At 50.4% G+C, this 23,843-nt stretch carries 19 protein-coding genes, 1 pseudogene and 1 riboswitch; of the genes and pseudogenes, 1 reads left to right on the top strand and 19 read right to left on the bottom strand.

Translation table 11 applies throughout. From position 1 onward, the window contains the following. Window positions 1–5: 5 nt before the first annotated feature. The 6 genes from hisA to hisG form a co-directional block, all read right to left on the bottom strand. Complete coding sequence (gene hisA / locus Ga0451573_RS17160) at window positions 6–743, bottom strand: 1-(5-phosphoribosyl)-5-[(5-phosphoribosylamino)methylideneamino]imidazole-4-carboxamide isomerase (protein ID WP_231685387.1); 738 nt, start codon at window positions 741–743, stop codon at window positions 6–8. Then, window positions 743–1,345, bottom strand: a complete 603-nt coding sequence (gene hisH / locus Ga0451573_RS17155; protein WP_231685386.1) for an imidazole glycerol phosphate synthase subunit HisH — start codon at window positions 1,343–1,345, stop codon at window positions 743–745. Before hisH ends, hisA begins: the two co-directional genes overlap by 1 nt. A 94-nt stretch (window positions 1,346–1,439) precedes the next feature. After that, window positions 1,440–2,033, bottom strand: coding sequence for an imidazoleglycerol-phosphate dehydratase HisB (hisB, locus tag Ga0451573_RS17150; RefSeq protein ID WP_231685385.1), 594 nt, complete (start codon window positions 2,031–2,033; stop codon window positions 1,440–1,442). A gap of 16 nt (window positions 2,034–2,049) precedes the next feature. Next, on the bottom strand, window positions 2,050–3,120 hold the full coding sequence (hisC, locus tag Ga0451573_RS17145) for a histidinol-phosphate transaminase (protein WP_231685384.1): 1,071 nt from the start codon (window positions 3,118–3,120) through the stop codon (window positions 2,050–2,052). Between the two features lie 11 nt (window positions 3,121–3,131). Further along, window positions 3,132–4,415 carry a histidinol dehydrogenase gene (hisD, locus tag Ga0451573_RS17140; protein WP_231685383.1) on the bottom strand — a complete coding sequence of 428 codons (1,284 nt, stop codon included), beginning with the start codon at window positions 4,413–4,415 and terminating at the stop codon, window positions 3,132–3,134. Beyond that, window positions 4,412–5,071, bottom strand: coding sequence for an ATP phosphoribosyltransferase (hisG, locus tag Ga0451573_RS17135; protein WP_231685382.1), 660 nt, complete (start codon window positions 5,069–5,071; stop codon window positions 4,412–4,414). Before hisG ends, hisD begins: the two co-directional genes overlap by 4 nt. A 212-nt stretch (window positions 5,072–5,283) precedes the next feature. On the opposite strand from hisG, the gene Ga0451573_RS17130 reads away from it, so the two are divergent. Further along, entirely contained in the window at window positions 5,284–5,484 is a 201-nt protein-coding gene (locus Ga0451573_RS17130; RefSeq protein ID WP_231685381.1) for a hypothetical protein, read from the top strand. Window positions 5,485–5,536: 52 nt separating this feature from the next. Here the strand turns inward: Ga0451573_RS17130 and hisZ are convergent, their stop codons facing one another. The 13 genes and pseudogenes from hisZ to Ga0451573_RS17065 form a co-directional block, all read right to left on the bottom strand. Continuing rightward, entirely contained in the window at window positions 5,537–6,754 is a 1,218-nt protein-coding gene (hisZ, locus tag Ga0451573_RS17125; protein WP_231685380.1) for an ATP phosphoribosyltransferase regulatory subunit, read from the bottom strand. A 305-nt stretch (window positions 6,755–7,059) separates the two neighbouring features. Then, window positions 7,060–7,347, bottom strand: a complete 288-nt coding sequence (locus Ga0451573_RS17120) for a YerC/YecD family TrpR-related protein (RefSeq protein WP_231685379.1) — start codon at window positions 7,345–7,347, stop codon at window positions 7,060–7,062. A gap of 315 nt (window positions 7,348–7,662) precedes the next feature. Then, window positions 7,663–8,934 carry a phosphoribosylamine--glycine ligase gene (gene purD, locus Ga0451573_RS17115; protein ID WP_231685378.1) on the bottom strand — a complete coding sequence of 424 codons (1,272 nt, stop codon included), beginning with the start codon at window positions 8,932–8,934 and terminating at the stop codon, window positions 7,663–7,665. A 17-nt stretch (window positions 8,935–8,951) separates the two neighbouring features. Further along, window positions 8,952–9,536, bottom strand: a pseudogene (gene purH, locus Ga0451573_RS17110) (bifunctional phosphoribosylaminoimidazolecarboxamide formyltransferase/IMP cyclohydrolase); the annotation flags it as partial. Window positions 9,537–9,978: 442 nt separating this feature from the next. Beyond that, the gene (gene purN, locus Ga0451573_RS17105; protein ID WP_231685377.1) at window positions 9,979–10,587 is read right to left on the bottom strand and encodes a phosphoribosylglycinamide formyltransferase; all 609 of its coding nucleotides are present in this window, start codon (window positions 10,585–10,587) and stop codon (window positions 9,979–9,981) included. 4 nt (window positions 10,588–10,591) lie between these two features. Beyond that, window positions 10,592–11,650 (bottom strand): phosphoribosylformylglycinamidine cyclo-ligase, encoded by a 1,059-nt coding sequence (purM, locus tag Ga0451573_RS17100; RefSeq protein WP_231685376.1) that lies wholly within the window; start codon window positions 11,648–11,650, stop codon window positions 10,592–10,594. Next, entirely contained in the window at window positions 11,647–13,095 is a 1,449-nt protein-coding gene (gene purF, locus Ga0451573_RS17095) for an amidophosphoribosyltransferase (protein ID WP_231685375.1), read from the bottom strand. Before purF ends, purM begins: the two co-directional genes overlap by 4 nt. 73 nt (window positions 13,096–13,168) lie before the next feature. Continuing rightward, window positions 13,169–13,897, bottom strand: coding sequence for a phosphoribosylaminoimidazolesuccinocarboxamide synthase (gene purC, locus Ga0451573_RS17090; protein ID WP_231685374.1), 729 nt, complete (start codon window positions 13,895–13,897; stop codon window positions 13,169–13,171). Window positions 13,898–14,317: 420 nt separating this feature from the next. Next, window positions 14,318–15,610: an adenylosuccinate lyase gene (gene purB, locus Ga0451573_RS17085; protein WP_231685373.1), complete on the bottom strand. Its 1,293-nt coding sequence runs from the start codon at window positions 15,608–15,610 to the stop codon at window positions 14,318–14,320. A 21-nt stretch (window positions 15,611–15,631) separates the two neighbouring features. Then, window positions 15,632–16,162, bottom strand: a complete 531-nt coding sequence (gene purE, locus Ga0451573_RS17080) for a 5-(carboxyamino)imidazole ribonucleotide mutase (RefSeq protein WP_231685372.1) — start codon at window positions 16,160–16,162, stop codon at window positions 15,632–15,634. Between the two features lie 86 nt (window positions 16,163–16,248). Continuing rightward, the gene (locus Ga0451573_RS17075; protein ID WP_231685371.1) at window positions 16,249–17,622 is read right to left on the bottom strand and encodes an NCS2 family permease; all 1,374 of its coding nucleotides are present in this window, start codon (window positions 17,620–17,622) and stop codon (window positions 16,249–16,251) included. A gap of 142 nt (window positions 17,623–17,764) precedes the next feature. Continuing rightward, a riboswitch (guanidine-I (ykkC/yxkD leader) is annotated at window positions 17,765–17,866 on the bottom strand. Window positions 17,867–17,998: 132 nt separating this feature from the next. After that, window positions 17,999–19,990, bottom strand: coding sequence for a monovalent cation:proton antiporter family protein (locus tag Ga0451573_RS17070; protein WP_231685370.1), 1,992 nt, complete (start codon window positions 19,988–19,990; stop codon window positions 17,999–18,001). A gap of 11 nt (window positions 19,991–20,001) precedes the next feature. Continuing rightward, window positions 20,002–23,841 carry a phosphoribosylformylglycinamidine synthase gene (locus tag Ga0451573_RS17065; protein WP_231685369.1) on the bottom strand — a complete coding sequence of 1,280 codons (3,840 nt, stop codon included), beginning with the start codon at window positions 23,839–23,841 and terminating at the stop codon, window positions 20,002–20,004. Between the last annotated feature and the right edge of the window lie 2 nt (window positions 23,842–23,843).

The raw sequence follows: 23,843 nt of genomic DNA, 5'->3' as shown, positions 1-23,843 counted from the left end.
CTCTCCTATCTTTCCTGTCCCCCGCTAATCCTTAGGGCTTCCTCCAGATCCAGCCTGCCATCATAAAGGGCTTTTCCGGTAATAACCGCTTCCACCCCCGCCGACTCCAACTCTTTTACCGCTCTGATATCTTCTGGCCCGGCGATACCTCCGGAAGCTATTATCTTAAGACCTGTTTCCACAGCAATTTCCCTGGTGCTCTCGATATTGGGTCCCTTGAGGGTCCCATCCCGCTTGATATCAGTATAAATAACCCTTTCGACCCCTAACTGCTTCATTTCCAAAGCCAGCTCAACTGCTGTTTTGGTAACTGTGGAGTCCCAGCCGTGAATGGCCACCATCCCGTCCCGGGCATCAATCCCCAGCACAATCCGCTCTGCCCCGAACTTCCCGACCGCATCGGCGACAAGCTTTGGATTGGATATCGCCACTGTCCCCAGGATAACCCTGCTCACACCCATGTCCAGGTAGTACGCAATGGTTTCTATATCCCTGATTCCGCCACCCAGCTCTGCAGGGATGGAGACAGCGCCAACAATGCTCCTGACAGCCTCATCGTTTTGCGGTTTCCCGGCAAAAGCGCCATCCAGGTCAACCAGGTGCAGGAACTGCCCCCCAAGCCCTTCCCATTTACGCGCCATTTCTGCCGGGTCATCTGAATAGATGGTTTCATTCTCTATTTTCCCCTCCACAAGCCGGACACATTTTCCGTTGCGCAGGTCGATTGCAGGTATAACCAGCATTATCTCATCTCCCCGAAATTCTTTAGAATCTGCAGCCCCAGTGAACTGCTTTTCTCCGGGTGGAACTGGATGCCAAAAACATTGTCCTTCCCGGCTATGGATGTAAATTTTATTCCATAGTCTGTCACTGTTGTGATAATCCCAGGGTCACTGGGTTCCGCATAAAAAGAATGCACAAAATAGAAGGACGCCCCTTCAGGAATATCTTTAAGCAGGGGAACCTCCTGCCGGATCTCTATCTGGTTCCATCCCATATGGGGAATTTTCAGCCCCGGAGGAAGCATCCTGACTCTGCCGGGGAAGATTTTCAGGCCCTCATGAAAGCCAAATTCTTCACTGGAATCAAACATCAGTTGCAGGCCCAGGCAGATCCCTAGAAAGGGTTTCCCGTCTTTCACAGCATCGGTAATTACTTCGGTCATTCTGGCATTCCTCAGGTTCGCCATGGCATCACCAAAGGCCCCGACTCCCGGCAATACGACCTTAGCGGCTTTTCTGACTTCTTCAGGGTCTGATGTTACCAGGGCATCAAACCCTACGTGTTCAAAACCTTTCTGCACACTCCGCAGATTCCCCATCCCATAATCAATTATAGCTATCATAATAATTGTCTATCCTCCGATTTTTCATGCTGCCAACCTGGGCCGGCTCTCATGCCTCCCGCCCCATACTGCCTGTCTCTCAGCCGCTCAATGCTTATAGCTGCCCTTTTGTAGACATAATTCCCTCAATACGCACATCAATGGAAACAGCTTCATTGATAGCCCTGCCCAGCGCCTTGAAAACAGCCTCGATTATGTGGTGAGTGTTCTTTCCCTGAAGCAGCCTGACATGGAGAGTAATCTCCGCATTAGTGGCCAGAGCCCGTAAGAATTCCTCCACCAGCTCGGTATCGAAGTCCCCTACCTTCTGAGCCGGCATAGGTATATCAACAGAGGTAAAGGCCCTGCCGCTGATATCAATAACTACCATGGCCAGAGACTCATCCATGGGCGCAAAAGCAGTTCCGTAACGCCTGATTCCCGCCTTATCTCCCAAGGCCTGAGAAATTGCCTGTCCAAGGCAGATGCCGATATCCTCCACAGTATGGTGGTCATCAATCCCGGTATCTCCCTGGGCTTCTACATCCAGGTCAAACATACCGTGTCTGGACCATAATGCCAGCATATGGTCCAGAAAAGGGACCCCTGTATCCAGTTTGTAGCTTCCTTTACCATCCAGGTTCAGCGAGATATTAATATCTGTCTCTGTTGTCGTCCTGGATACCTTGCTTTTCCGTGCCTTAGCCACTTCAAATCACTCCGTTTCATGAAATGGGAATTAATTTAGTTAGTTTCTCCAGAAAAAAGTCATTTTCCTGCCTGGTGCCGACTGTTGCCCGCAGGCACTGCTCCAACCCGTGAGTGCGGCCGGGGTTTTTCCTGACCAGGACACCGTTTTCCAACAGCCCCCGGTGAAGTTCAGCCGCCGGGACCGGAACCCTGAAGAGAACAAAGTTTGCTTTTGAAGGGAACACTTCAATTCCCTTTATTTTTCCCAATTCAGCCTCCAGTCTTACCCGTTCCGCAACTATTTCCGCAATTTGTTCCCGGAAATACTGCCAGTTTTTGAGCACTGCCCGGGCCGCCGCCTGAGAAAATCCATTAACATTGTATGGCTGCTTTACCTTCAGCAGTTCCCTGACGACAGCGGCATCTGCCGTCAGATAACCGAGCCGCAGCCCTGCCAGGGCAACCTTGGAAAAGGTCCGCAGCACCACCAGGTTCGGGTATTCCCGAATCAGGGGCAGGCAGGTCTGGCCTCCAAAATCAATATATGCCTCATCAATTATCACCAGGGAATCCACCCGCTCCAGAAGCCGGCGCACCTGTTCCACCGGCGCTATGGTGCCTGTCGGATTATTGGGTGTGGCAATAAAGGTCGTGGTAGCGCCCGAAACCTGCATTTCAGCAATTAATCTCTCCTCATCAAGAGAAAAATCGCTGTTCCGGGGAATCTCTACAGGCTCAGTCCCGGTAATCTGTCCATGGATTTTGTACATTGCAAATGTAGGGACCGGAATGACCACCCGCCTGCCCGGTCCGCCAAAGGTCTGCAGCAGCAGTTGGATAAGCTCATCAGACCCGTTCCCCAGGATAATGTTTTCCGGGGCAGCCCCTGTCATTTTCCCGATCTCACCCCTTAATTCCTCACCAAGGGGGTCCGGATACCTGGTGAAAACATCACCGGTAAGGGTTTCGAAAATATCTTTAATTACCGGAGCAGGAAAGGCATGAGGATTTTCGTTGGCATCAAGTTTAATCACATCCGCATATGGATGGGGCTCATAGGGCACCAGGTTCCGGATGTCTTCCCTTACCATATCTCTGATTTGCATAGTATCTGCCCTCACTTTCCCAGCCTGACCCGGACAGAGTTGGCATGGGCATCCAAGCCTTCTGTCTCAGCCAGTTTGATGATATCAGCGCCGTGCTTCTTCAGTCTGTCCGGAGAATATGCAATCAGGCCGGATTTTTTCATAAAGGTATCCACATTCAACGGAGAATAAAACCTTGCCGTTCCGCCGGTTGGCAGCACATGGTTGGGTCCGGCAAAATAATCTCCCACCGGCTCCGGGGTATAATGCCCCATAAAGATGGAACCGGCATTCCTGATTTTCCCCAGCATGTCAAAGGGCGCTGCCACAGCCAGCTCCAGGTGTTCGGGGGCATAACTGTTTGCCAGTTCCACTGCCTCCGCCAGGTCCCTGGTCACAATGATGGCGCTGTAGTCCCTTAAAGATGCGGTCATGATTTCCTTCCGGGAGAGGTAACCGACCTGCCGGCGAATTTCTTCCCTGACAGCTTCGGCCAAGACTCTGGAGGGAGTTAACAGCACTGCCGAAGCCAGTACATCATGCTCGGCCTGGGACAGCAGGTCAGCCGCCACATAAACCGGGTCTGCGGTATCATCGGCAATCACCAGTATCTCACTGGGTCCGGCCAGCATATCTATATTAACCACACCATATACCATTTTTTTGGCCAGAGTAACATATATATTACCCGGTCCGGTGATCAGATCAACAGGCTTTACAGTTGCGGTACCATAAGCCAAAGCCGCCACTGCCTGGGCTCCTCCCAGCTTATAGATTTCCGTAACTCCGGCCTCAGCGGCAGCTACCAGGGTAGAAGCCTGCAGCCTCCCATCACTTCCCGGCGGGGCCACCATTACTATCTCACGGACCCCGGCAACACCGGCCGGTACCGCATTCATTAACACCGAAGACGGATAGTTGGCCGTACCTCCCGGGACATAGATACCGGCCCGCTCCACCGGCCTGATCAGCTGACCGAGGATGGTGCCGTCCTCACTGGTTTCCATCCATGATGTATGCAGCTGTTTGCGGTGATAAACCGCAATATTATCCCTGGCCCTCCGGATAGCAGTCAGAAATTCATCATCTGTTTCTTTATATGCCTCTTCTATTTCCGCAGTAGAAACCCTCAGGGTTTCTGGGGCAAGCTGAGCCCGGTCAAACCTGGCTGTGTATTCAATAAGGGCCTCGTCACCGCGTTCCCTGACATTCTGCAGAATTTCCCTGACCCGTTCCTCATAAACCGCCTGGTCAGGAAATTCTTTCTTGATAACATTAGCAATAGCGGTATCTCCGGATTCCAATATCCTTATCATTCAGGCATCCCCCCGTTTTCAACTATTTCCCTTATCTTCCTGACGATAGGGTTAATCCTGCTGTTTAGCATCCTGTGACTGACCCTGTTGGCAATCAGCCTGGTAGTGGAATTAAAAATCCGGGCCACTTCCACCAGCTTGTTGTCTCTAAGTGTCCTCCCTGTGGAAACAATATCCACAATCAGGTCAGACAGACCCACCATAGGCGCAAGTTCAATATTACCGTGAAGCTTGATTATTTCCATCTGTTTGCCCCTGCTCATAAAAAATTCCTCCGCAACCCTGGGAAACTTGGTGGCAACTCTCACATGATTTAGCTGATCCCAGTCTTTCTCCAAGGCGGCTTCTTCGGGCATTGCCACAACAAAGCGGCAGAAACCGTACTTTAAGTCAAGTAATTCAAAAACCTCTTTTTTCTGTTCCACAATAGTATCCTTACCTACAAAACCCAGATCCGCCGCGCCATACTCTACAAAGGTGGGGATATCAGTAGGCCGACAGACAATATACTTAACCTTTTGTTCCTCATCTGTGAACAGCAGTTTTCTGGTATCTGTCTCCATATCACTACAACTGAAACCGGCCTCTTTAAGTAACGCTACAGTCGGTTTATAGAGCGTTCCCTTAGGAACAGCCAAAACAAGATCAGACTTCATTTTATACACCTCTTTAATACGTTAAAGTGCTAATACGTTAAATTATACCATTCTATTCTATTTAGTGTCAATGAAAACAACAAGACAATGTTTTTTTCTAAAAACTTTTTTTTCTAAAACCTCTTTTTCTAAAAACTATTAAGATTTTTTCAGATTTACCGATAATAAAAATATATATTAGTTTCAACTTACCTTTTGAGGTGATCCGTTTTATGTTAAAAAAGGTCTGCCCGTACTGCGGCAGCGCTTCCTTTAGTTCCACGACCCTCGGTGACCCATGGTTATGTCCCAGATGCCAAAAGGATATCAGCCATGTACCTGTTGAGAATCCTAATCCCGGTCCCATGGCAGATTTATCGCCGAAACCGGAAAAATCCTGGATGACAACAATAAAGGGTTTTTTTAAAAGCTAAATTATAATATTGTCTTACAATGTTATTATAAAGGGCTCTGACGTTAAAGCAGTTAGAGCCCTTTATTGTTATTGATATATATTACTTCTTTGGCAGGTATCCTCTGGGAGCTCGGCAGTGCACAACCTGCCGGACCTGAGGGATTTTCCATATCTGACCGGAGCGTTACAACAACCTGCCCCGCCTCCCGCAGTTCCCGCGCTTTTTTAAAAGCAGCATCAGCCTGTAAGGGGTTATATATAATCAGGCAATCAGCATCAGGAGCCGGGCTGATCTCATTTCCTTCCTTTTCCAGGGACAGCAGCAGGCGTTCCATGCCCATGGCAAAGCCGGTTGCAGTGCACTCAAATCCGAACCGTCCCAAAAGGTGGTCATATCTCCCCCCCCCCAGGATAGGGAATCCCAGATAAGCTGAGTACCCTTCAAAAACTACCCCGGTATAATAGTCCAGGCCCCGGAGCACCCCCAGATCAATTTCAACATATGAGGTCACCTCATACGCTCTAAGGGCATCATATACATTTCCCAACGCTGCCAGAGCCGCAGCAGTTTTGGCGTTTTCCGCAAACCGGCCTGCCCCGGTTATTGCCTCCCGACCACCCCTTGCGGTAATAACATGCATAAACTTTTCCTTTTCGGCTTCACTCACCTCAAATTCATCAAGAAGCTCTTCCAGTCCGACATAGTTTTTATTGCTCAGGGCTGCCTTTATCCTCCCCTTGTGTGCTTCCGGCAGTCGCAGTTCTTCCATCATCCCGTAAAGTATATCCACATGCCCAATGCTTACTTTAAAATTCTGCAAACCAGAAGCCTTCAGTGTTTCCACTGCAATGGCGATGGCTTCAGCATCAGCGAAAGGACTGCTGTCCCCAATCAGTTCTATTCCTGACTGGTAAAATTCGCGCTGCCGGCCTGCCTGGGGGTCTTCAAAGCTGAACCCGTTAGCCATATAAAAAAGCCTTAGTGGAAACGCTTCATCCCGCATCCTGGTGCTTACCAGACGGGCTATGGGGGTGGTCATGTCCGGACGCAGGGTCAGGATATGTCCCTGCCGGTCAATAAACTTGTAGAGCCTGGCATCCTCCTCAACACCCCTGCCGGTGGAGAGGGCATCATAATATTCAAAGGTTGGTGTGATTACTTCCCGGTAACCCCAAACCCTGAAGGTTTTTTCAAAAGCATTCTCCAGGCTTCTTTTACGCTGGGCCTCACCGGGCAGCAGGTCGCGCACCCCGGCAGGAACCTGTAATCTCAGGTGATTGTTGGTCATAATCTAGCAGCTCCTTCTTTCGTGCTTTAACTAGTTAAAGTAATAAAGCTATATTAACATACGCTGCCGACCCTGTCAATCAAGAAAATTGACTTCGTCAAATTTATCTTCGATGTCAATTTTCTTGTTCAAAGGGGGCCAGCCCCCTATGACGTCGCTTCGCTCCTGTTACCCCCGGAGAATAGGGGGCATACCCCCTATAACCCCCATTATTAAGGAAATTATCCATAACCCTGCAAAACGGTAATTTCCTTAATAAATACAAAAGGAACTGCCGCTGCCAGCAGTTCCTCCACCTTGCATATTCAGCTTTTCAGCCGGTCAAGTACCAGCTTATACCCATCAGCCCCATAGTTGAGGGATCTTTTCACCCGGCTTATGGTAGCAGTACTGGCGCCAGTTTTCTCGGCTATGTCGCCATAGGTCCGGCTGGCTTCCAGCATTTTGGCTACTTCCAGCCTCTGGGCCAGGGATTTCAATTCGGCCACGGTACAGATATCTTCAAAAAAACGATAACATTCATCAGAGTTTTCCAGGCAAAGCACTGCCTCAAAAAGGCGGTCAAGCAGCGGGTCTTTAAATTTGCTGGTCACACAACTCCCTCTTTCCTTGATAGATGGCCATTTGACAACTGACCATTTGATGTCGGTATATATTCTCTGTGCTTCAGGGAAATTCCTCTTTTAATTTTCCCACCACAATGGGGTCTTTAAACAAATCAATATAAATCCTTGGCTTAACAAGAAAAAAATAAGGCAATTTATGAATAAACCGTCTGAAACAGGGAAATGTTAAAAACAACAGCCGACAATGATGCTGGCTGTCATAATAACTCCTTAGCTTTAGGATACGAGAAAAGCCCTTTGGGGGCTTTTCTCGTTTTGGGGCATTATTTTTTTCCAGCAGAACTACAGGTGCTTAATGGCTTTCTGCCCAATATCCTTCCTGTACTGTACCCCGTCCCAGGTAATTTTCTCCACTGCCCGGTAAACATTGGCAATCGCCTGGGGAATTGTACTGCCGAGGGCCGTGACTCCCAGCACCCGGCCGCCGGAATTCACTATCCGGCCATCCTTTTCAGCAGTCCCGGCGTGGAATACAAGAGCCCCTTCCGCTCCTGCCTCGTTAAGCCCGGAGATAACCTTCCCCTTTTCATAGCTCCCCGGATAGCCTCCTGATGCCATGACAACACACACAGCAGCATCATCAGACCACTTGATTTCAATACCGGCAAGCCGTTTTTCCAGGACAGCGTCGATAATATCCACCAGGTCCGTTTCCAGCCTGGCCAGCACGGCCTGGGTTTCGGGGTCGCCAAAGCGCGCGTTGTATTCCAGGACCTTGGGCCCTCCTTTTGTCATTATCAGCCCGGCATAGATAACCCCTTCATAGGTGCGCCCTTCTGCCTTCATCCCCTGAATAGTCGGGACCAGGACCCGGTCATAAACAAATGGCTCAATATCCCGGGTATACACCGGAGCCGGGGAATATGCTCCCATGCCGCCGGTATTGGGGCCCTCATCATTGTCAAAGATGCGTTTGTGGTCTTGTGAGGAAACCATGGGGACAACAGCAGTCCCGTCTGTAAAGGCAAGGATACTGACTTCCTCACCCTCCAGAAATTCTTCAATAACCACCCGATTTCCGGAATCACCGAAAGCCCGGTCTTCCATAATATTCTTCACCGCATCGACAGCGGTCTGCTCATCCATGGCCACAATGACACCCTTACCTGCTGCCAGGCCATCAGCCTTAACCACAATTGGGGCTCCAACTTCCCTGATATAAGCAATGGCCTTGTCAGGGTCAGTAAAATCGGCATAATGGGCTGTCGGAATATTATACTTATACATAATCTCCTTGGCCAGGACCTTACTGCCTTCTATTTCGGCAGCTTTTTGGGCCGGGCCGAATATCTTCAGTCCCTTTTCCCGGAACCTGTCCACTATTCCGAGGGTCAGCGCAGCCTCCGGACCGACAACCGTCAGGTCAATCCCCTCTGCCAGGGCAAAGCTCAGCAGGGCGTCAATATCATCTGCTGCGATATCGACACAGGCAGCATCAAGGGCAATCCCGGCATTACCGGGAGCACAGTAGATTTCCTTTACCCGCGGGCTCTGCTTCAGTTTCCAGACCAGTGTGTGTTCACGGCCTCCGCCGCCTACCACAAGTACCTTCAATTGATTCACCTCTAATTCTCTTTTACCAGTTTGTTGAGGTATGTACTGATATGGGTGTCATAATCGGCTGTATGGGTAAAGGCCTCAGCAGCCAGCTTCAGCCTGTTTTCCCGGGAAACCTCACCCTTTTCCTTAAGTTCCGCAATGACTTCAGCATATCTTACCGGATTTACAATGATAGTGACACTCTCACAGTTCTTGGCTGCTGCCCTGACCATGGTCGGACCGCCGATATCAATGTTTTCAATGGCATCCTCCAGAGTTACATCAGGCTTGGCAATTGTCTCCTTAAAGGGATACAGGTTAACGGCAACCAGGTCAATTGTCCCGATTTTGTGTTCTTCCAACTGGGCCAAGTGGTCAGGGGTTCTCCGGGCCAAAATGCCCCCGTGAATATACGGGTTCAAGGTCTTTACCCTGCCATCAAGAATTTCCGGGAAGCCCGTCACTTCAGTCACATAGGTAACCGGAACCCCGCCTTCCTTGATAGTCTTAAAAGTCCCCCCGGTGGAGATAATTTCAAAACCAAGTTCATGCAGCTCGCGGGCAAACTCAACACAGCCCGCCTTGTCGGAAAGACTGACAAGCGCACGTTTTTTCAAATTAATACCCCCCTTTTTCAATCTTTAATTATTGTCCTTCTTTATTAATAATTAACTCTTCATGAACTTCAAGCTCAACTATTCTCAGGACTCGAAACCCCGGCATCAGCTTATCTATATTATTAGTAGTTAGGTCTGGAAATGACCGTGGCATATGGTGAGGTGTTGTACAAGATTTTCCTTGCACCGCCGCCGTTATGAGTCTTGCTGCAAGTCACCGGCAGCAAGGCAGGGAGTCCCCGCATGTCCGAAGATGACGAAGGCCGCCGGGAAGTTTTGGCTCGCCAAAACGAGAGGCGGCCATCTCACGAAACTGGCCCCATGAGTCATCGAGTTCGGGGACGCTGCCTTGATGCCGGGGATAGCAGCTTAGACTCATAGGCGGCAGTGCTGAAAATCGGTACAATGTCTCACCATATTCCCTTACAGTCATTTCCCAGACCTAACTGATAATCACTTTTCTGCCCGCAACCTTTAGCTTCCCTTCTGCAAAAAGCTGAATGGCCCGGGAATAAACCTTGTGTTCTTCCTTCAGAATCCGTGCCGCCAGGCTGTCTTCATCATCCTCCTGGAGCACCGGGACAACCTCCTGGAGGATAATCGGCCCTGTATCCATTCCCCCATCCACAAAGTGAACGGTACACCCCGAGTACCTGACCCCATATTCAACTGCATCCCTTTGGCCATGCGCTCCCGGAAAGGATGGCAGCAGTGCAGGGTGGATATTCATAATCCGGTTGGGATACTCGCCCAGAAGGACATCTCCCACTATACGCATATACCCGGCCAGAACCACAAGCTCCGCCCGGTTTTCTCTAAGGCAGTCAGTCACTGCCTTTTCATATTCTTCTTTTCCCCGGTAATCGGCGGGTTTGATATGTACAGCCGGAACACCATGGTTCCGGGCCCTTTCCAGGGCAAAGGCATTAGGTTTGTCACTTATAACTACAGCAGCTTCAGCATCAAGTTTTCCGGCGGCGATGTTGTCAATAATGGCCTGCAGATTTGAACCACGCCCTGAAGCCAGAACGCCCAGGCGTAATTTTGACATCGTCTTACACCTCCTCAGCTTTGTACTCGACCTGCCTGTCACCTGCTGCTACTTTCCCTATCAGGTATGCCGCCTCACCGTCCGCACCCAAGTCTGCCAGCACGGCAGCAGCCTGTTCAGATGGTAAAATAATTATCATTCCAATTCCCATATTAAAGGTCCGGCACATTTCTTCAATATCTACTCCCCCGGTTTTCTGGATAAGGCTAAAGACTGCTTTCTGAGGCCATGCTTTGGGATTAAGCACAACCTTAGTACCCTCAGGCAGTATCCTGGGGATATTCTCCGTGAGTCCGCCTCCCGTAATATGGGCCATGCCCCTGATATCGTATTTTCCCAGAAGGGGGAGAATCTGCCGGGCGTAAATCCGGGTAGGTTCCAGCATTTCCTCACCAACAGTCCTGCCCAGTTCATCAGAGTAGGTATCAGTCTTAAACCCGCCGACTTCCAGGAGTACCTTCCGGGCCAGTGAATACCCGTTACTGTGGAGTCCCGATGATGGCAGCCCGATTACCGCATCACCGGGGGCAATCGTGCTCCCGTCTATAATGCGCTGCCTGTCAACTACACCTACCACAAAACCGGCAATATCATATTCATCAACACCGTAAAAGCCGGGCATCTCGGCGGTTTCCCCGCCAATCAGGGCACACCCCGCCTGGCGGCACCCATCTGCTATGCCTTTGACAACATCTGCCACCCGTTCCGGAACAAGTTTGCCCACTGCCAGATAGTCCAGAAAAAAGAGGGGCTCAGCGCCCTGTACCAAAATATCATTGGCACACATGGCTACAGCATCTATCCCGACCGTATCATGTTTATCCATTAAAAAGGCGATCATCAGTTTGGTCCCAACACCATCTGTACCGGAAACCAGGACCGGCTCCGCATACTTGGAGGCATTTAGGGCAAAAAGCCCTCCAAAACCACCTAAATCGGTCATCACCTCCGGCCGGAAGGTCTTTTTCACATGTTCTTTCATCAGTTCCACAGCCTCAGCGCCGGCATTGATGTCCACACCGGCATCGGCATAAGTCAGGCCTTTCTTATTGCTTTCATTCATTTGCATTTCCTCCCGTTTTCCAGGCAGAATTTGCCTGCTTGCCCTGAAACCCTTATTGGGTAATCACCGTCAAAACACGCGGTACAGAAGAAATTCCGCGGGCTGCCAAAAACCTTCAGAAGACCATCCATACTAAGGTAATGCAGACCGTCAGCGCCGATATGTTTCCTTATTTCCTCAACCGAAAGCTTGGCCGCAATCAGTTCATCCCTGTCAGACGTATCTATTCCGTAGTGGCACGGCCACTCTATCGGGGGTGAGCTGATACACATATGGACTTCCTTCACGCCGGCATCCCGTACCATTTTGACCATTTTCCCGCTGGTAGTGCCTCTGACAATGGAGTCATCAATCATGAGAACCCGCTTGCCTTTGAGGATGTTTCTCACAGGATTCAGTTTCAACCTGACTGCCAGATCTCTCATAGCCTGGTTTGGCTGGATAAAAGTCCTCCCAATATACCGGTTTTTCATCAGGCCGTCTTCAAAGGGTATTCCACTCTCCAGGGCATACCCCCTGGCAGCAGCATTGCCTGAATCGGGTATCGGGATAACCAGGTCAACATCCACCGGATACTCACGCGCTAGCTGCCTTCCCATTTCACGCCTGACCTCACTGACATGAAAACCGTCAATTATGCTGTCCGGACGGGCCAGGTAAATATATTCAAAAATACACATCCCCTTGCGTTCCTCAGGTTCAGTCCTATGTGACACCAGACCGGCTTCGCTGATGATGACAATTTCTCCGGGCTCCACATCCCGGATCAGTTCAGCGCTCACAGTATCCAGAGCACATGATTCAGATGCCAGGATATAGGCATCACCCAGTCTCCCGATACAGAGCGGCCTTACCCCCCAGGGATCGCGGACCCCGATGAGTTTGTCCTCGGTCATGACGGCCAGAGAATAGGCTCCCCTGACCTGTTTCATAGTCATTTTAATGCCATCCTCAATGGATCCCTGGCTGTACCGGGCAATCAGGTTGACAATAACCTCACTGTCAATAGTAGACTGAAATACCGACCCCTCCAGAGCCAAACGCTCCCTCAGATCAGCAGTATTTGTCAGGTTCCCGTTATGGGCCAGGGCAATCATCCCCTTGGAATAATAACATACCAGGGGCTGGGCATTTAAAACCAGACTGGAACCAGTAGTGGAATAACGGACATGTCCAAGAGCCATTCTGCCCTGCAGCTTTTGGAGGATGTCATCGGAAAAGACCTCCGGAACGAGGCCCATATCTTTATGCAGGCTGATACCTGAACCATCGGATACTGCTATCCCGGCGCTTTCCTGACCGCGATGCTGCAACGCATACAATCCGTAATAGGTCAGGCGCGATACATCCAGTCCCGGTCCGTAAATGCCAAAAATACCGCATTCCTCTTCAGGTTTGTCATGATCATTGTTTTTTCTGTTAGAGCGGTCAGTTTGAAATAACATTTTAAATTCCTCCGCTATTTATTGTTCCTGGCCAATGGTCTACGGCAATTAAACAGCTTTCTTATGTCAGTTGTCAGCTATCAGATATGGTTTCACCGGTCAGTCTCTTGAGCACTTCCCGGTAGGCTTCCTCAACATTGCCCAGGTCTCTGCGGAAACGGTCCTTGTCCAGTTTCTCCCTGGTCTCTAAATCCCAGAAGCGGCAGGTATCGGGAGATATCTCATCTGCCAGGATGACCTCCCCTTTATGGGTACCGAATTCAAGCTTAAAATCAATCAGGTCTATTTTCTTTTCCTTAAGGTATTCCCTGAGAATATCATTTATTTTAAGAGCCATTATTGATATCGACTTCATCTGTTCAGGAGCAGCCAGTTCAAGTACCTGGATATGATAGTCATTGATCAGCGGGTCACCGAGAGCATCATCCTTATAGTAAAATTCCAGCACTGTTTTGGGAAGCATGGTCCCTTCCGCCATCCCGAGTCTCTTGGACAACGAACCGGCAGCAATATTCCTGACAACTACTTCCACCAGGATGATATCAACTGCTTTGACTATCTGCTCCCTGTCATTTACCTGTTTAACCAGGTGGGTTACAATCCCCTTGCTTTCCAACAGGTTAAAGAAGTGCACCGAGATTCTGTTATTAAGAATCCCCTTGTTCATGATAGTGCCTTTTTTCTTGCCGTCAAAGGCTGTGGCATCATCCTTGTACTCTATCCAGTACAGGTCCGGGTCATTGGTTCTGTATACCTTTTTAGCCTTCCCCTCATGCAGCTGTTCCAGCTTCTGAACATCCATGCTTTTCTTACCTCCTTCTACACTCCAATAAATTTCTCTAAAACATGTTTCCTTTTATTTTTTTATTTATTTCCCTTTTGTTTTTTTCCTTTTTATGTGCGGCTTCGGAAATGACCGGGGCATGTGGTGAGATGTCGTATAAGATTTTCCTTGGCACTGCCGCCGTTATGAGTCTTGCTGCAAGTCACCGTCAACAAGGCAGGGAGTCCCCGCATGTCAGAAGATGGCGAAGGCCGCCGGGAAGTTTTGGCCCGCCAAAACGAGAGGCGGCCATCTCACGAAACAGGCCTCATGAGCCATCGAGTTCGGGGACGCTGCCTTGTTGACGGGGGGGGTGGCAGCTCCGACTCATAGGCGGCAGTGCGGAAAATCGTTACAACATCTCACCATATTCCATCACCGGTCATTTCCGGAGAGCCGCTACAACCCAAAGCGCTGAAAAACCGCATCTACATGTCTGAGGAACCAGTTATAGTCAAACAGGCTGTGGAGCTCTTCTGCAGGAATCAATTTGACCACATCGGCATCGTTCTGCAGCAGGTCAGCGAAGTTCTGTTTGGTCCGCCAGACCTCCATGGCATTTCTCTGTACCAGCTCATAGGCTCTTTCCCGCAAAACCCCCTTGTCCACCAGTGCCAGCAGGACTCGCTGGGAATAAATCAGGCCCTTGGTCTTATTAAGGTTTTCCATCATGGCCTCAGGGTAAACAAGGAGGCTGCCGACTATCTTTATGGTCAGGTGCAGCATATAGTCAAGAAGGATGGTGCTGTCAGGAACAATGACCCGCTCCACTGATGAGTGTGAGATGTCCCGTTCATGCCAGAGGGCCACATTTTCCATGGCCGCAAGGGCATTGCCCCGCAAAATACGGGCCAGGCCGCTGATGCGTTCACCTGTGATGGGATTCCTTTTATGGGGCATTGCCGAGGACCCTTTCTGGCCCTTGGCAAAATACTCTTCCGCTTCTCTGATATCGGTACGCTGCAGGTTGCGCAGTTCGGTGGCAATCTTCTCCAGGGTACAGCCTATTACCGCAAGGGTCGACATATACTCGGCATGCCGATCCCGCTGAATTACCTGTGTGGCAATAGAAGCAGGCTGCAGCCCCAGTTTCTCACAGACCCTTCTTTCCACTTCAGGGTCGATGTTGGCATAAGTTCCCACAGCCCCTGAGAGTTTGCCCACACTGATGGTTTCCACTGCCCTTTGGAGGCGTTCCATATTCCGGTCGGTCTCAGCAATCCAAAGCAGCATCTTCATCCCAAAGGTCATCGGTTCGGCATGGATCCCGTGGGTCCGCCCGATCATCGGAGTGTACTTGTACTCTCCGGCCTTTTCCACCAGCTTTTCCCGGAGAACTGTCAGCCTCGGGAGCAGGTGCTCTGCCGCCTCTTTCATCAGCAGGCACAGGGCTGTGTCACCAACATCTGATGAGGTCATCCCCATATGGATATACTTGGACTCTTCACCGACGTTTTCCGCGACATTAGTCAGAAATGCAATCACATCATGATTGGTGACCTTTTCGATTTCATCAATTCTGTTAACATCAAAAGCGGCTTTTTCCCTGATGACCCTGACCGCTTCCGCCGGGATCTGCCCCAGCTCAGCCATAGCTTCACAGGCTGCGATCTCAACATCAAGCCACTTCTGAAACTTGTTCTCCAGGGTCCAGATTCTCCCCATTTCAGGAAGAGTATAGCGTTCAATCATTTTGTCCGGTACCTCCGTACATTATTTTCTTCCCTCATTGCTTTCCAGGTAACCCTCTATCCCCAGTTCTGCCAGCTTGGCAGCCTTGGCCTCAACCTCTTTCTCCATCCTGACTTTATATTCTCTAATGTTTTCCCGAATTTCCGGGTATTTGACACTCAGTATCTGTGCCGCCAGGATACCGGCATTTTTGGCGCCATTAACAGCAACTGTGGCCACAGGTATTCCCGGAGGCATCTGTACAATGGCATAAAGGGCATCAACCCCTGATAGCGCACCTGACTGGATAGGTATCCCGATAACAGGCAGGGGAGTCATAGCAGCTATTACCCCCGGCAGGTGAGCGGCCATGCCGGCTCCGGCTATAACAGCCTCCAGGCCGCGTTCTTCCGCAGTCCTGGCATATTGGGCCGTCTGTTCCGGCACCCGGTGTGCCGAGGAAATAACCACTTCACTGGTAATCCCGAGCTCAGCCAGGATTTTTGCTGCTTCTTTCATTATTTTCAGATCAGAGTCGCTCCCCATAACTATGCCTACCAATGGTTTCACCATACCTACCCCCGTTCAAAAATTGATAGTACTCTTTTCAACAAATTATTCCATAATCCTCTAAGCAAGGGTTAATCCGGGTCAAATTATCATTCTCCGCCCAGGAAGGCATACCGGAGCGCTATCAGTACGAAAAGTATATACATCAGCCAGTGGACTTCCCTGGGCTTGCCGGTGGTAACCTTTAAGAATACGTAAGTAATAATACCGGCCGAAATGCCATTGGCAATATTCGCTGTAAAAGGCATGAATACGATGGTCAGAAATGCCGGAATGGCATCAGCCATATGCTCAAAATCAATTTCCCTGATGGCGGAAACCATTAACAGCCCTACCAGTATCAGTGCCGGTGCGGTAGCCGCACTGGGAATCAGGATGAAAAACGGCGCCAGAAGTATTGCCAGGAGAAACATAACCCCTGTGGTCACAGCCGTCAGGCCGCTCTTGCCTCCTTCGCCGATACCGGCAGCGCTCTCAATATATGAGGTGACAGTACTTGTCCCCATCAGCGCCCCGAAGCTGACCCCAAAGGCATCTACCAGCATGGCCCGCCCTATCCTGGGGTTATTGCCCTTTTCATCAAGCAGGCCGGCCTTTCCGGCAGTACCGATAAGGGTCCCAAAGGTATCAAACAGTTCCACAAACGTAAAAGTCAGGATAACGGTCAGCAACCCTGCTTGCAGAGCGCCCATGATATCCAGTCTGCCTACCGCGAGGTTCTGAAAAGAAGGAAAACTATAGCTGAAGCCCTCAAGATCGGTTACCCCCAGCGGAATCCCTGCCAGGGTGGTGATAATGATCCCCCAGAGCAGTGATCCCTTGACCTTTTTGGCTAAGAGGAGTCCTGAAAGCAAAAGGCCTATGATTGCCAGCAGGGCAGGCCCCTCTGAAATGATGCCCAGCTTTGAGGCCCACTCACTGGGTGTGATAACCCCCTTGCCTGCTTTTGCTATATTCTCAAAACTACCGCCGAATTCCCCGGGGAGCAGCTCGATAAACACCACTGCCAGCCCCGAAAGCTTCAGGCCAATAGATGTAATAAACAACCCGATACCTACCGTAATAGCCTTTTTCAATGAATTAGGCACAGCCTCCACCAGCAGTTGGCGGATATTGGTGACCGTCAGTATAATAAATATTACTCCAGAGAGAAATACCGCCCCCAGGGCGACCTGCCATGACATCTGTCCCGAAGCAACAATAGCTGCGAAATAAGCATTGAGGCCCATTCCTGGAGCAAGCGCTATCGGGAAATTCACAAAAAGCCCCATTGCAATGGTGACTACCCCTGCTGCCAGAGCAGTGGCAATAAAGACAGCATTGTAGTCCATGCCGGCTCCTGACAGGATAATCGGGTTAACTGCCAGGATATATGCCATTGTCATAAAAGTGGTCAAACCGGCGATAACTTCAGTCTTCACATCTGTCCCGAGCTCCCGGAACCTGAATAAACGTTCTATCAACTTAATCCAGCCCCCCTTTTTTTGTAATCGGCTGTATTAAGTTTGCCACTTTTCATGGCAATTTATTTAGCCCTGCGGCGGTCAGCCCCAAGACAAATAATAAAGCCCGGGCGAGCAGATTCTCTCATTCGAGTGAAACCTACCCGTCTGGGCTTTTATCCCGTCGGTGTGGCGCATGAATACGCCTGTACCACTTGGACCTGACCTGATATCCTATATCAGCGGAACCCTAGGTACACTTTCCCTCGTGTCCCCGGTATAATCCCGGAACCTACGAAGATTCAATTTTTCACATTTATATCTTAACAAGGCCGGGAGTCAATGTCAAGCAAAACAGCCTGTTTCACCTTTCCCCCGCATAGATATCGCCAATTCATTAGCTCTGCTGCTGCTCCTGGAACAGGCCGGAAACCCTGGCTACCTTGTCACGGGGCCCGACAACTACGGCCACATCCCCCGGCAGCAGATCTGCTTCTCCGTGGGGGTTTGCTTTGAATTTCCCTTCACGCCCTATTGCCAGCATAGTGACACCATACTTCTTCCTTAGTGCAATCTGCTGCAGGCTTTTCCCTGCCGCTTTTGACTCTTCACTTATCCTGAATGTGGTTATTTCAAAATCCGGCATCTGAAGTCTCAATTCAGAAAAAATGGTTGGCCTCCGGGAATAGCTGCGGAACATCTCATAGGTGTCTGACCGCACTTCAGAGACAAACCTTTCAATTTCGGCCCTCGGCACCAGGTACTTATTGAGCACCCGGGTAAAAATCTCCACAGAGGTCTCAAACTCTTCAGGAATAACTTCACTGGCGCCTAATTCATGGAGCGCCTCCAATTCCTGAATATAACGGGTCCTGACAATAATACACAGCCTCTGGTTTAGCCTGCGGATAACTTCGATAATCCTCCGGGTGGCCGCCGGATCGGAAATGGCCACAACAGCAACCTTTGCTTCCTTAATATTAACATGTTTCAGGACTGCTTCATGGGTAGCGTCACCGTAATAAATCGGTTCGTCCTTTTCCCGTTCATCCCTGACCGTATCAGGATTCATCTCAATGACCACATAAGGAATATTAACAGCTCCGGCAGCTCTGGCAACATTGCGTCCATTAATCCCAAAACCTATAATCACCAGGTGCTTCTTTAAATCATCGGAGATCTCCCGTGTTGAATGTTCCCCCCCGGAAACCAGCCTTTCCGGAAGAGGCAGCCTGACAACCAAATCGGCGATCTTGTGCGCCAAAGCCAGGACAAAGGGGGATCCGGCCATGGAAATTATGGATACGGCGAGAAAAAGCTGGTAATTATCCCCGCTGAGCAGGCCATACTCCACACCGCTGCGGGAAAGAATAAACGAGAATTCCCCCACCTGGCTGATGGCAAATCCGGTTAATATCGCGCTCCTGATCGAAAACCCCATCAGGAGTGCCACGAAACCTGACACAACCGTCTTCACAAATATTACCACAATAACAGCGACAGCAACCAGCAGAGGGTGCTGCAAAAGATACCCGATGTTCAATAGCATTCCTATGGAAACAAAAAAGAAACTGGTAAATACGTCACGGAAGGGCAGGATATTTCCCAAGGCCTGATGACTGTAATCAGACTCTGAGATAATCAGTCCAGCCAGAAACGCACCCAGAGCCAGAGACAGACCGGCGCTGGAAGTAAGCCACGCCACTGCCAGACAGATGACCACAATGCTCAATAGAAAAATTTCCCGGTTACGTGTCCGGGCAGCCTGGTACAAAATATAGGGCACAATCCACTTGGCACCCGCAATTACCAGGACCACTATGACTATGCCCTTAACAGCCAGCTCAATCAGGGAAGTGCCCAGATTGCCCGCCTGCCCCGACAGCATCGGAGTAAAAAGCATCATCGGGACAATGGCAAAATCCTGAAAAATAAGCGTACCGAGGATAGCACGCCCGTGAGGGCTGTCAAGCTCGGCTCTTTCCTGGAGCAGCCTGAGGACAATTGCCGTACTGCTGAGCGATATCAGAAACCCGATAAACAGGGACTTTTCCGGTGGATACCCCATAACCCCGGATATTCCGAAAGCAGCCGCCGAAGTAAGGACCACCTGCAGAGAGCCGCCCATAAGCACAGGTTTTCTGATCTGCAGCAGTTCATCAAAGGAAAATTCTATACCAATAGTAAAGAGGAGCAGGACTATCCCGATTTCAGCCAGCATCTCAACCTCATGAACTTCATTTACCAGCTCAAAACCATGGGGCCCCGCCAGTACCCCCGTCAGGAGGAAGCCGACAACTGCCGGAATCCTCAGCCGGTGGAATATAAACAATACCCCAACCGACAAAGCAAATATGATCGTTATCCCCTTTAATATTGGTATCTCCATTTTTTCACCTCTTACCTGAAATACTTTACACCTGACTCGAATATCTGCTGGTTCTTCTCACCCGGCACATTTACGGCAACATTAGAACCAATCCGCTCCGAATGCCCCATCTTGCCCAGCACCCTGCCATCGGGACTGGTGATGCCTTCAATGGCATCTACCGACCCATTGGGGTTATAAGCGATATCATAAGTGGGGTTGTTGTCAGGGTCAACGTACTGGGTGGCAACCTGGCCATTGGCAATCATCTGCCTGATCTGCTCCTCACCGGCCACAAACCTGCCTTCACCGTGAGAAATGGGGATTGTGTGAATATCGCCCAGATTGGCATTGGCAAACCATGGCGAAAGGGTGGAAACCACCTTTGTTCTCACCATGCAGGAGGCATGGCGGCCGATAGTATTGAATGTCAGTGTCGGGCAGTCAGCCCCCATATCGGTAATTTCGCCATAGGGAACCAGCCCCAGCTTGATAAGCGCCTGGAAGCCGTTGCATATTCCCAGCATCAAGCCATCCCTGTTTTTGAGAAGGTTCATTACCGCATCCCTGACCCTGGGATTCCTAAAGGCAGTGGCAATAAATTTACCGGAACCGTCAGGCTCGTCACCGGCGCTGAAACCTCCCGGAATCATTATTATCTGAGCCTTATCTATACCTTTAGCCATCGCATCAACTGACAGCTCTATATCTTCCGGGGTCAGATTCCTGATTACCAGGGTTTCCACTGCACCACCGGCTCTTTCAAAGGCCCTGGCCGAATCGTACTCACAATTGGTGCCCGGAAACACGGGAATAAACACCCTGGGCCTGGCCACAGTCAGCCCTGGCCTGGCAGTATTTCTCCGGTTATCTAACACCGCGGCCGGTTTTGGGAAATCTGGTTCACCGGTTACTCTGGTGGGGAAAACCCTCTCCAGGGGAGCCATCCAGTTTTCGACTGCTTCATCAATCCCTATTTCAGCATTGCCGAAACCTACCCCTGTATTGTTAATTCCTGCTTCGGCGCCGCTTACTTTTATAGCAGGTTTTTCCGTTGTCTGGCCCAGTTCCCGGAATGGTACATCACCAAATACTTTATTTATGTCAACACCTGCATTAATTTCCAGGACTACAGAACCATAATCAGGGGTAAACAGTTCTGCAGTGCTTACCGTCCCGGCGAATTCAAAACCAATCTTATTGCCGAAACACATTTTGCTTATAGCTTCAGCCAGCCCCCCGGCCCTCACCGAGTGAGAAGCCAGTACGTGACCCTGCTGGATTAGTTGATAAATTTTAGTAAAATTCTGTTTCAGCCTGTCAAAGTCAGGAATCTCATTTTTATCCCGGGATGCAGGGACAAGGACCACCCGGCTCCCCGTTTTTTTGAATTCCTGGGATACAACCCGTTCCACGTTGACCATATCCATGGCAAAAGCAACCAGGGTAGGCGGAACATTCAGATCCTTAAAGGTTCCGGACATGCTGTCCTTGCCGCCTATGGCCGCAATACCAAACATCTTCTGGGCATAAAAGGCTCCCAGGAGGGCGCTGAAGGGTTTCCCCCATTTAACCGGGTCTGACCCCAGTTTTTCAAAATATTCCTGGAGGGTAAGCCTGACCCTGCTGTAATCGCCTCCAAGGGCCGCAATTCTGGTGACAGCCTCCACAACAGCATACAGCGCCCCATGGAACGGGCTCCAGCAGACCAATTTGGGGTTATAGCCAAAGGCCATCAAAGTACCGCTTTTGGTTTCACCAGATACCAAAGGAATCTTGGCAGCCATTCCCTCAGCAGGAGTCAGCTGATACCTGCCCCCAAAGGGAAGCAGCACAGAACCCGCACCGATGGTGCTGTCAAACATCTCCACCAGGCCCTTCTGCCCACAGACGTTCAGTTCCCTGAGGTTAGCCAGCCAGGCTTTTTTCAGGCTCCCGGCTTCAGGCTTAGCTGCATTAGGAACAACATGAAAAAAGTTCCCGTTTTCTTTAGGAGCAGCAACCCTAACCGTAGTATTCTGTTTCACACCGTTTGTATTCAGAAAATCCCTGCTTATATCAACAATGTTTCGGCCTCTCCAGGACATCTTCAGCCTCCGGTCCGCAGTAACCCTGGCCACAACTGTTGCCTCCAGGTTTTCCCGGCTTGCCCTGCTGATGAAGCTGTCCGCATCAACGGCCGCCACTACAACAGCCATCCGCTCCTGAGACTCTGAAATGGCCAGTTCCGTCCCGTCCAGGCCTTCATATTTTTTCGGTACGGCATCCAAATTTATCTCCAGGCCGTCAGTAAGTTCCCCTATGGCCACAGACACGCCGCCGGCACCGAAGTCGTTACACCTTTTGATCATGGTGCTGACCTCAGAATCCCGGAACAGCCTCTGAATTTTGCGTTCTTCAGGCGGGTTCCCCTTCTGCACCTCAGCACCGCAGGTCAGAATTGATTCCTCGTCATGCTCCTTGGAGGAACCGGTAGCCCCCCCGCATCCGTCACGGCCTGTCCTGCCGCCTACCAAAATAACCAGGTCACCCTCAACCGGAGCCTCCCTGACAACATTTCTCTTAGGCGCAGCGCCGATAACCGCACCAATTTCCATCCTCTTGGCAAGGAACCCGGCATCATAAACTTCGGCCACCTGGCCGGTTGCCAGCCCTATCTGGTTGCCATAAGAGCTGTATCCGGCAGCGGCCTCGGTAGTAATTTTTCTCTGGGGCAGTTTTCCCGGCAGGGTGTCTTCTATCCTTACCCTGGGGTCGCCGCTGCCGGTAACCCTCATTGCCTGATAGACATATGACCTCCCTGACAGCGGGTCCCTGATAGCGCCTCCCAGGCACGTTGCCGCACCGCCGAAGGGCTCGATTTCCGTGGGGTGGTTATGGGTTTCATTCTTGAACATTACCAGCCATTCTTCGTCTTTACCGTTTACATCGACATTCACGGCTATACTGCAGGCATTTATCTCATCTGACTCATCCAGGTCAGTAAGCTTTCCGCTCTTTCTCAGTTCTTTCATCGCCATCAGAGCCAGATCCATCAGGCAAATGTCTTTCTCTTGATTAACCGCGCTGCCATAAACATATTCCCTTGACTGCAGATACTCCCTGTAGGCATTCTCAACCGGAACCGTAAAAGCCCCCGGCTCAAAAGACACCTCATGGAGTTCTGTCAAAAAAGTCGTGTGCCTGCAGTGGTCTGACCAATAAGTGTCAATCACCCGGAGTTCGGTCACGGTCGGGTCCCTATGCTCCGTATCGCGGTAATATTGCTTGAGGAACTTCAGGTCACCAAAACTCATGGCAAATCCCATGCTGTCAAAAAACTCCTGCAGCTCTGCCTCGGATTTAGAAATAAACCCGGCAACAACCTCAACATCCGCCGGTACCGCACACTCGATATCAAGCCTTTGCGGTTTGTCCAGAGAGGCCTCCCGGGAGTCAACCGGATTGATACAGTAGCTTTTTATCCTGGTAAAATCGGCATCGGACAGCGCCCCCCCGAGGACAACCACCCTGGCAGAACTTACAGCCGGCTTTTCCTTCTGACTGAGAAGCTGCAGGCACTGGGCAGCTGAATCCGCCCTCTGATCATACTGGCCCGGCAGGTATTCCATGGCAAATACCCTGCTGCTCTCACCCGGTTCCGGAAATGTTTCATCATATACATTATCAACGGGCGGCTCTGAGAAAATGGTGGTGCGTGCCTTTTGGTACTCCTCATCAGTAATTCCGGATACGTCATAACGGTTGATCACCCTTACCGTTTCCAGGCCTCTAAGACCAAGATTTTCCCTGAGGTCGGCCAAAAGGCTGCGGGCCTCAACATCAAAGCCCTGTTTCTTTTCAACGTAAATACGTCTCACCCCGGTATTCATCA

The organism is Phosphitispora fastidiosa, from assembly GCF_019008365.1.
GTDB classification, from domain to species: Bacteria; Bacillota; Thermincolia; order Thermincolales; family UBA2595; genus Phosphitispora; species Phosphitispora fastidiosa.
Note: the sequence above shows the minus strand (reverse complement) of the source record. Positions and strands in the feature narration are given on the sequence as shown.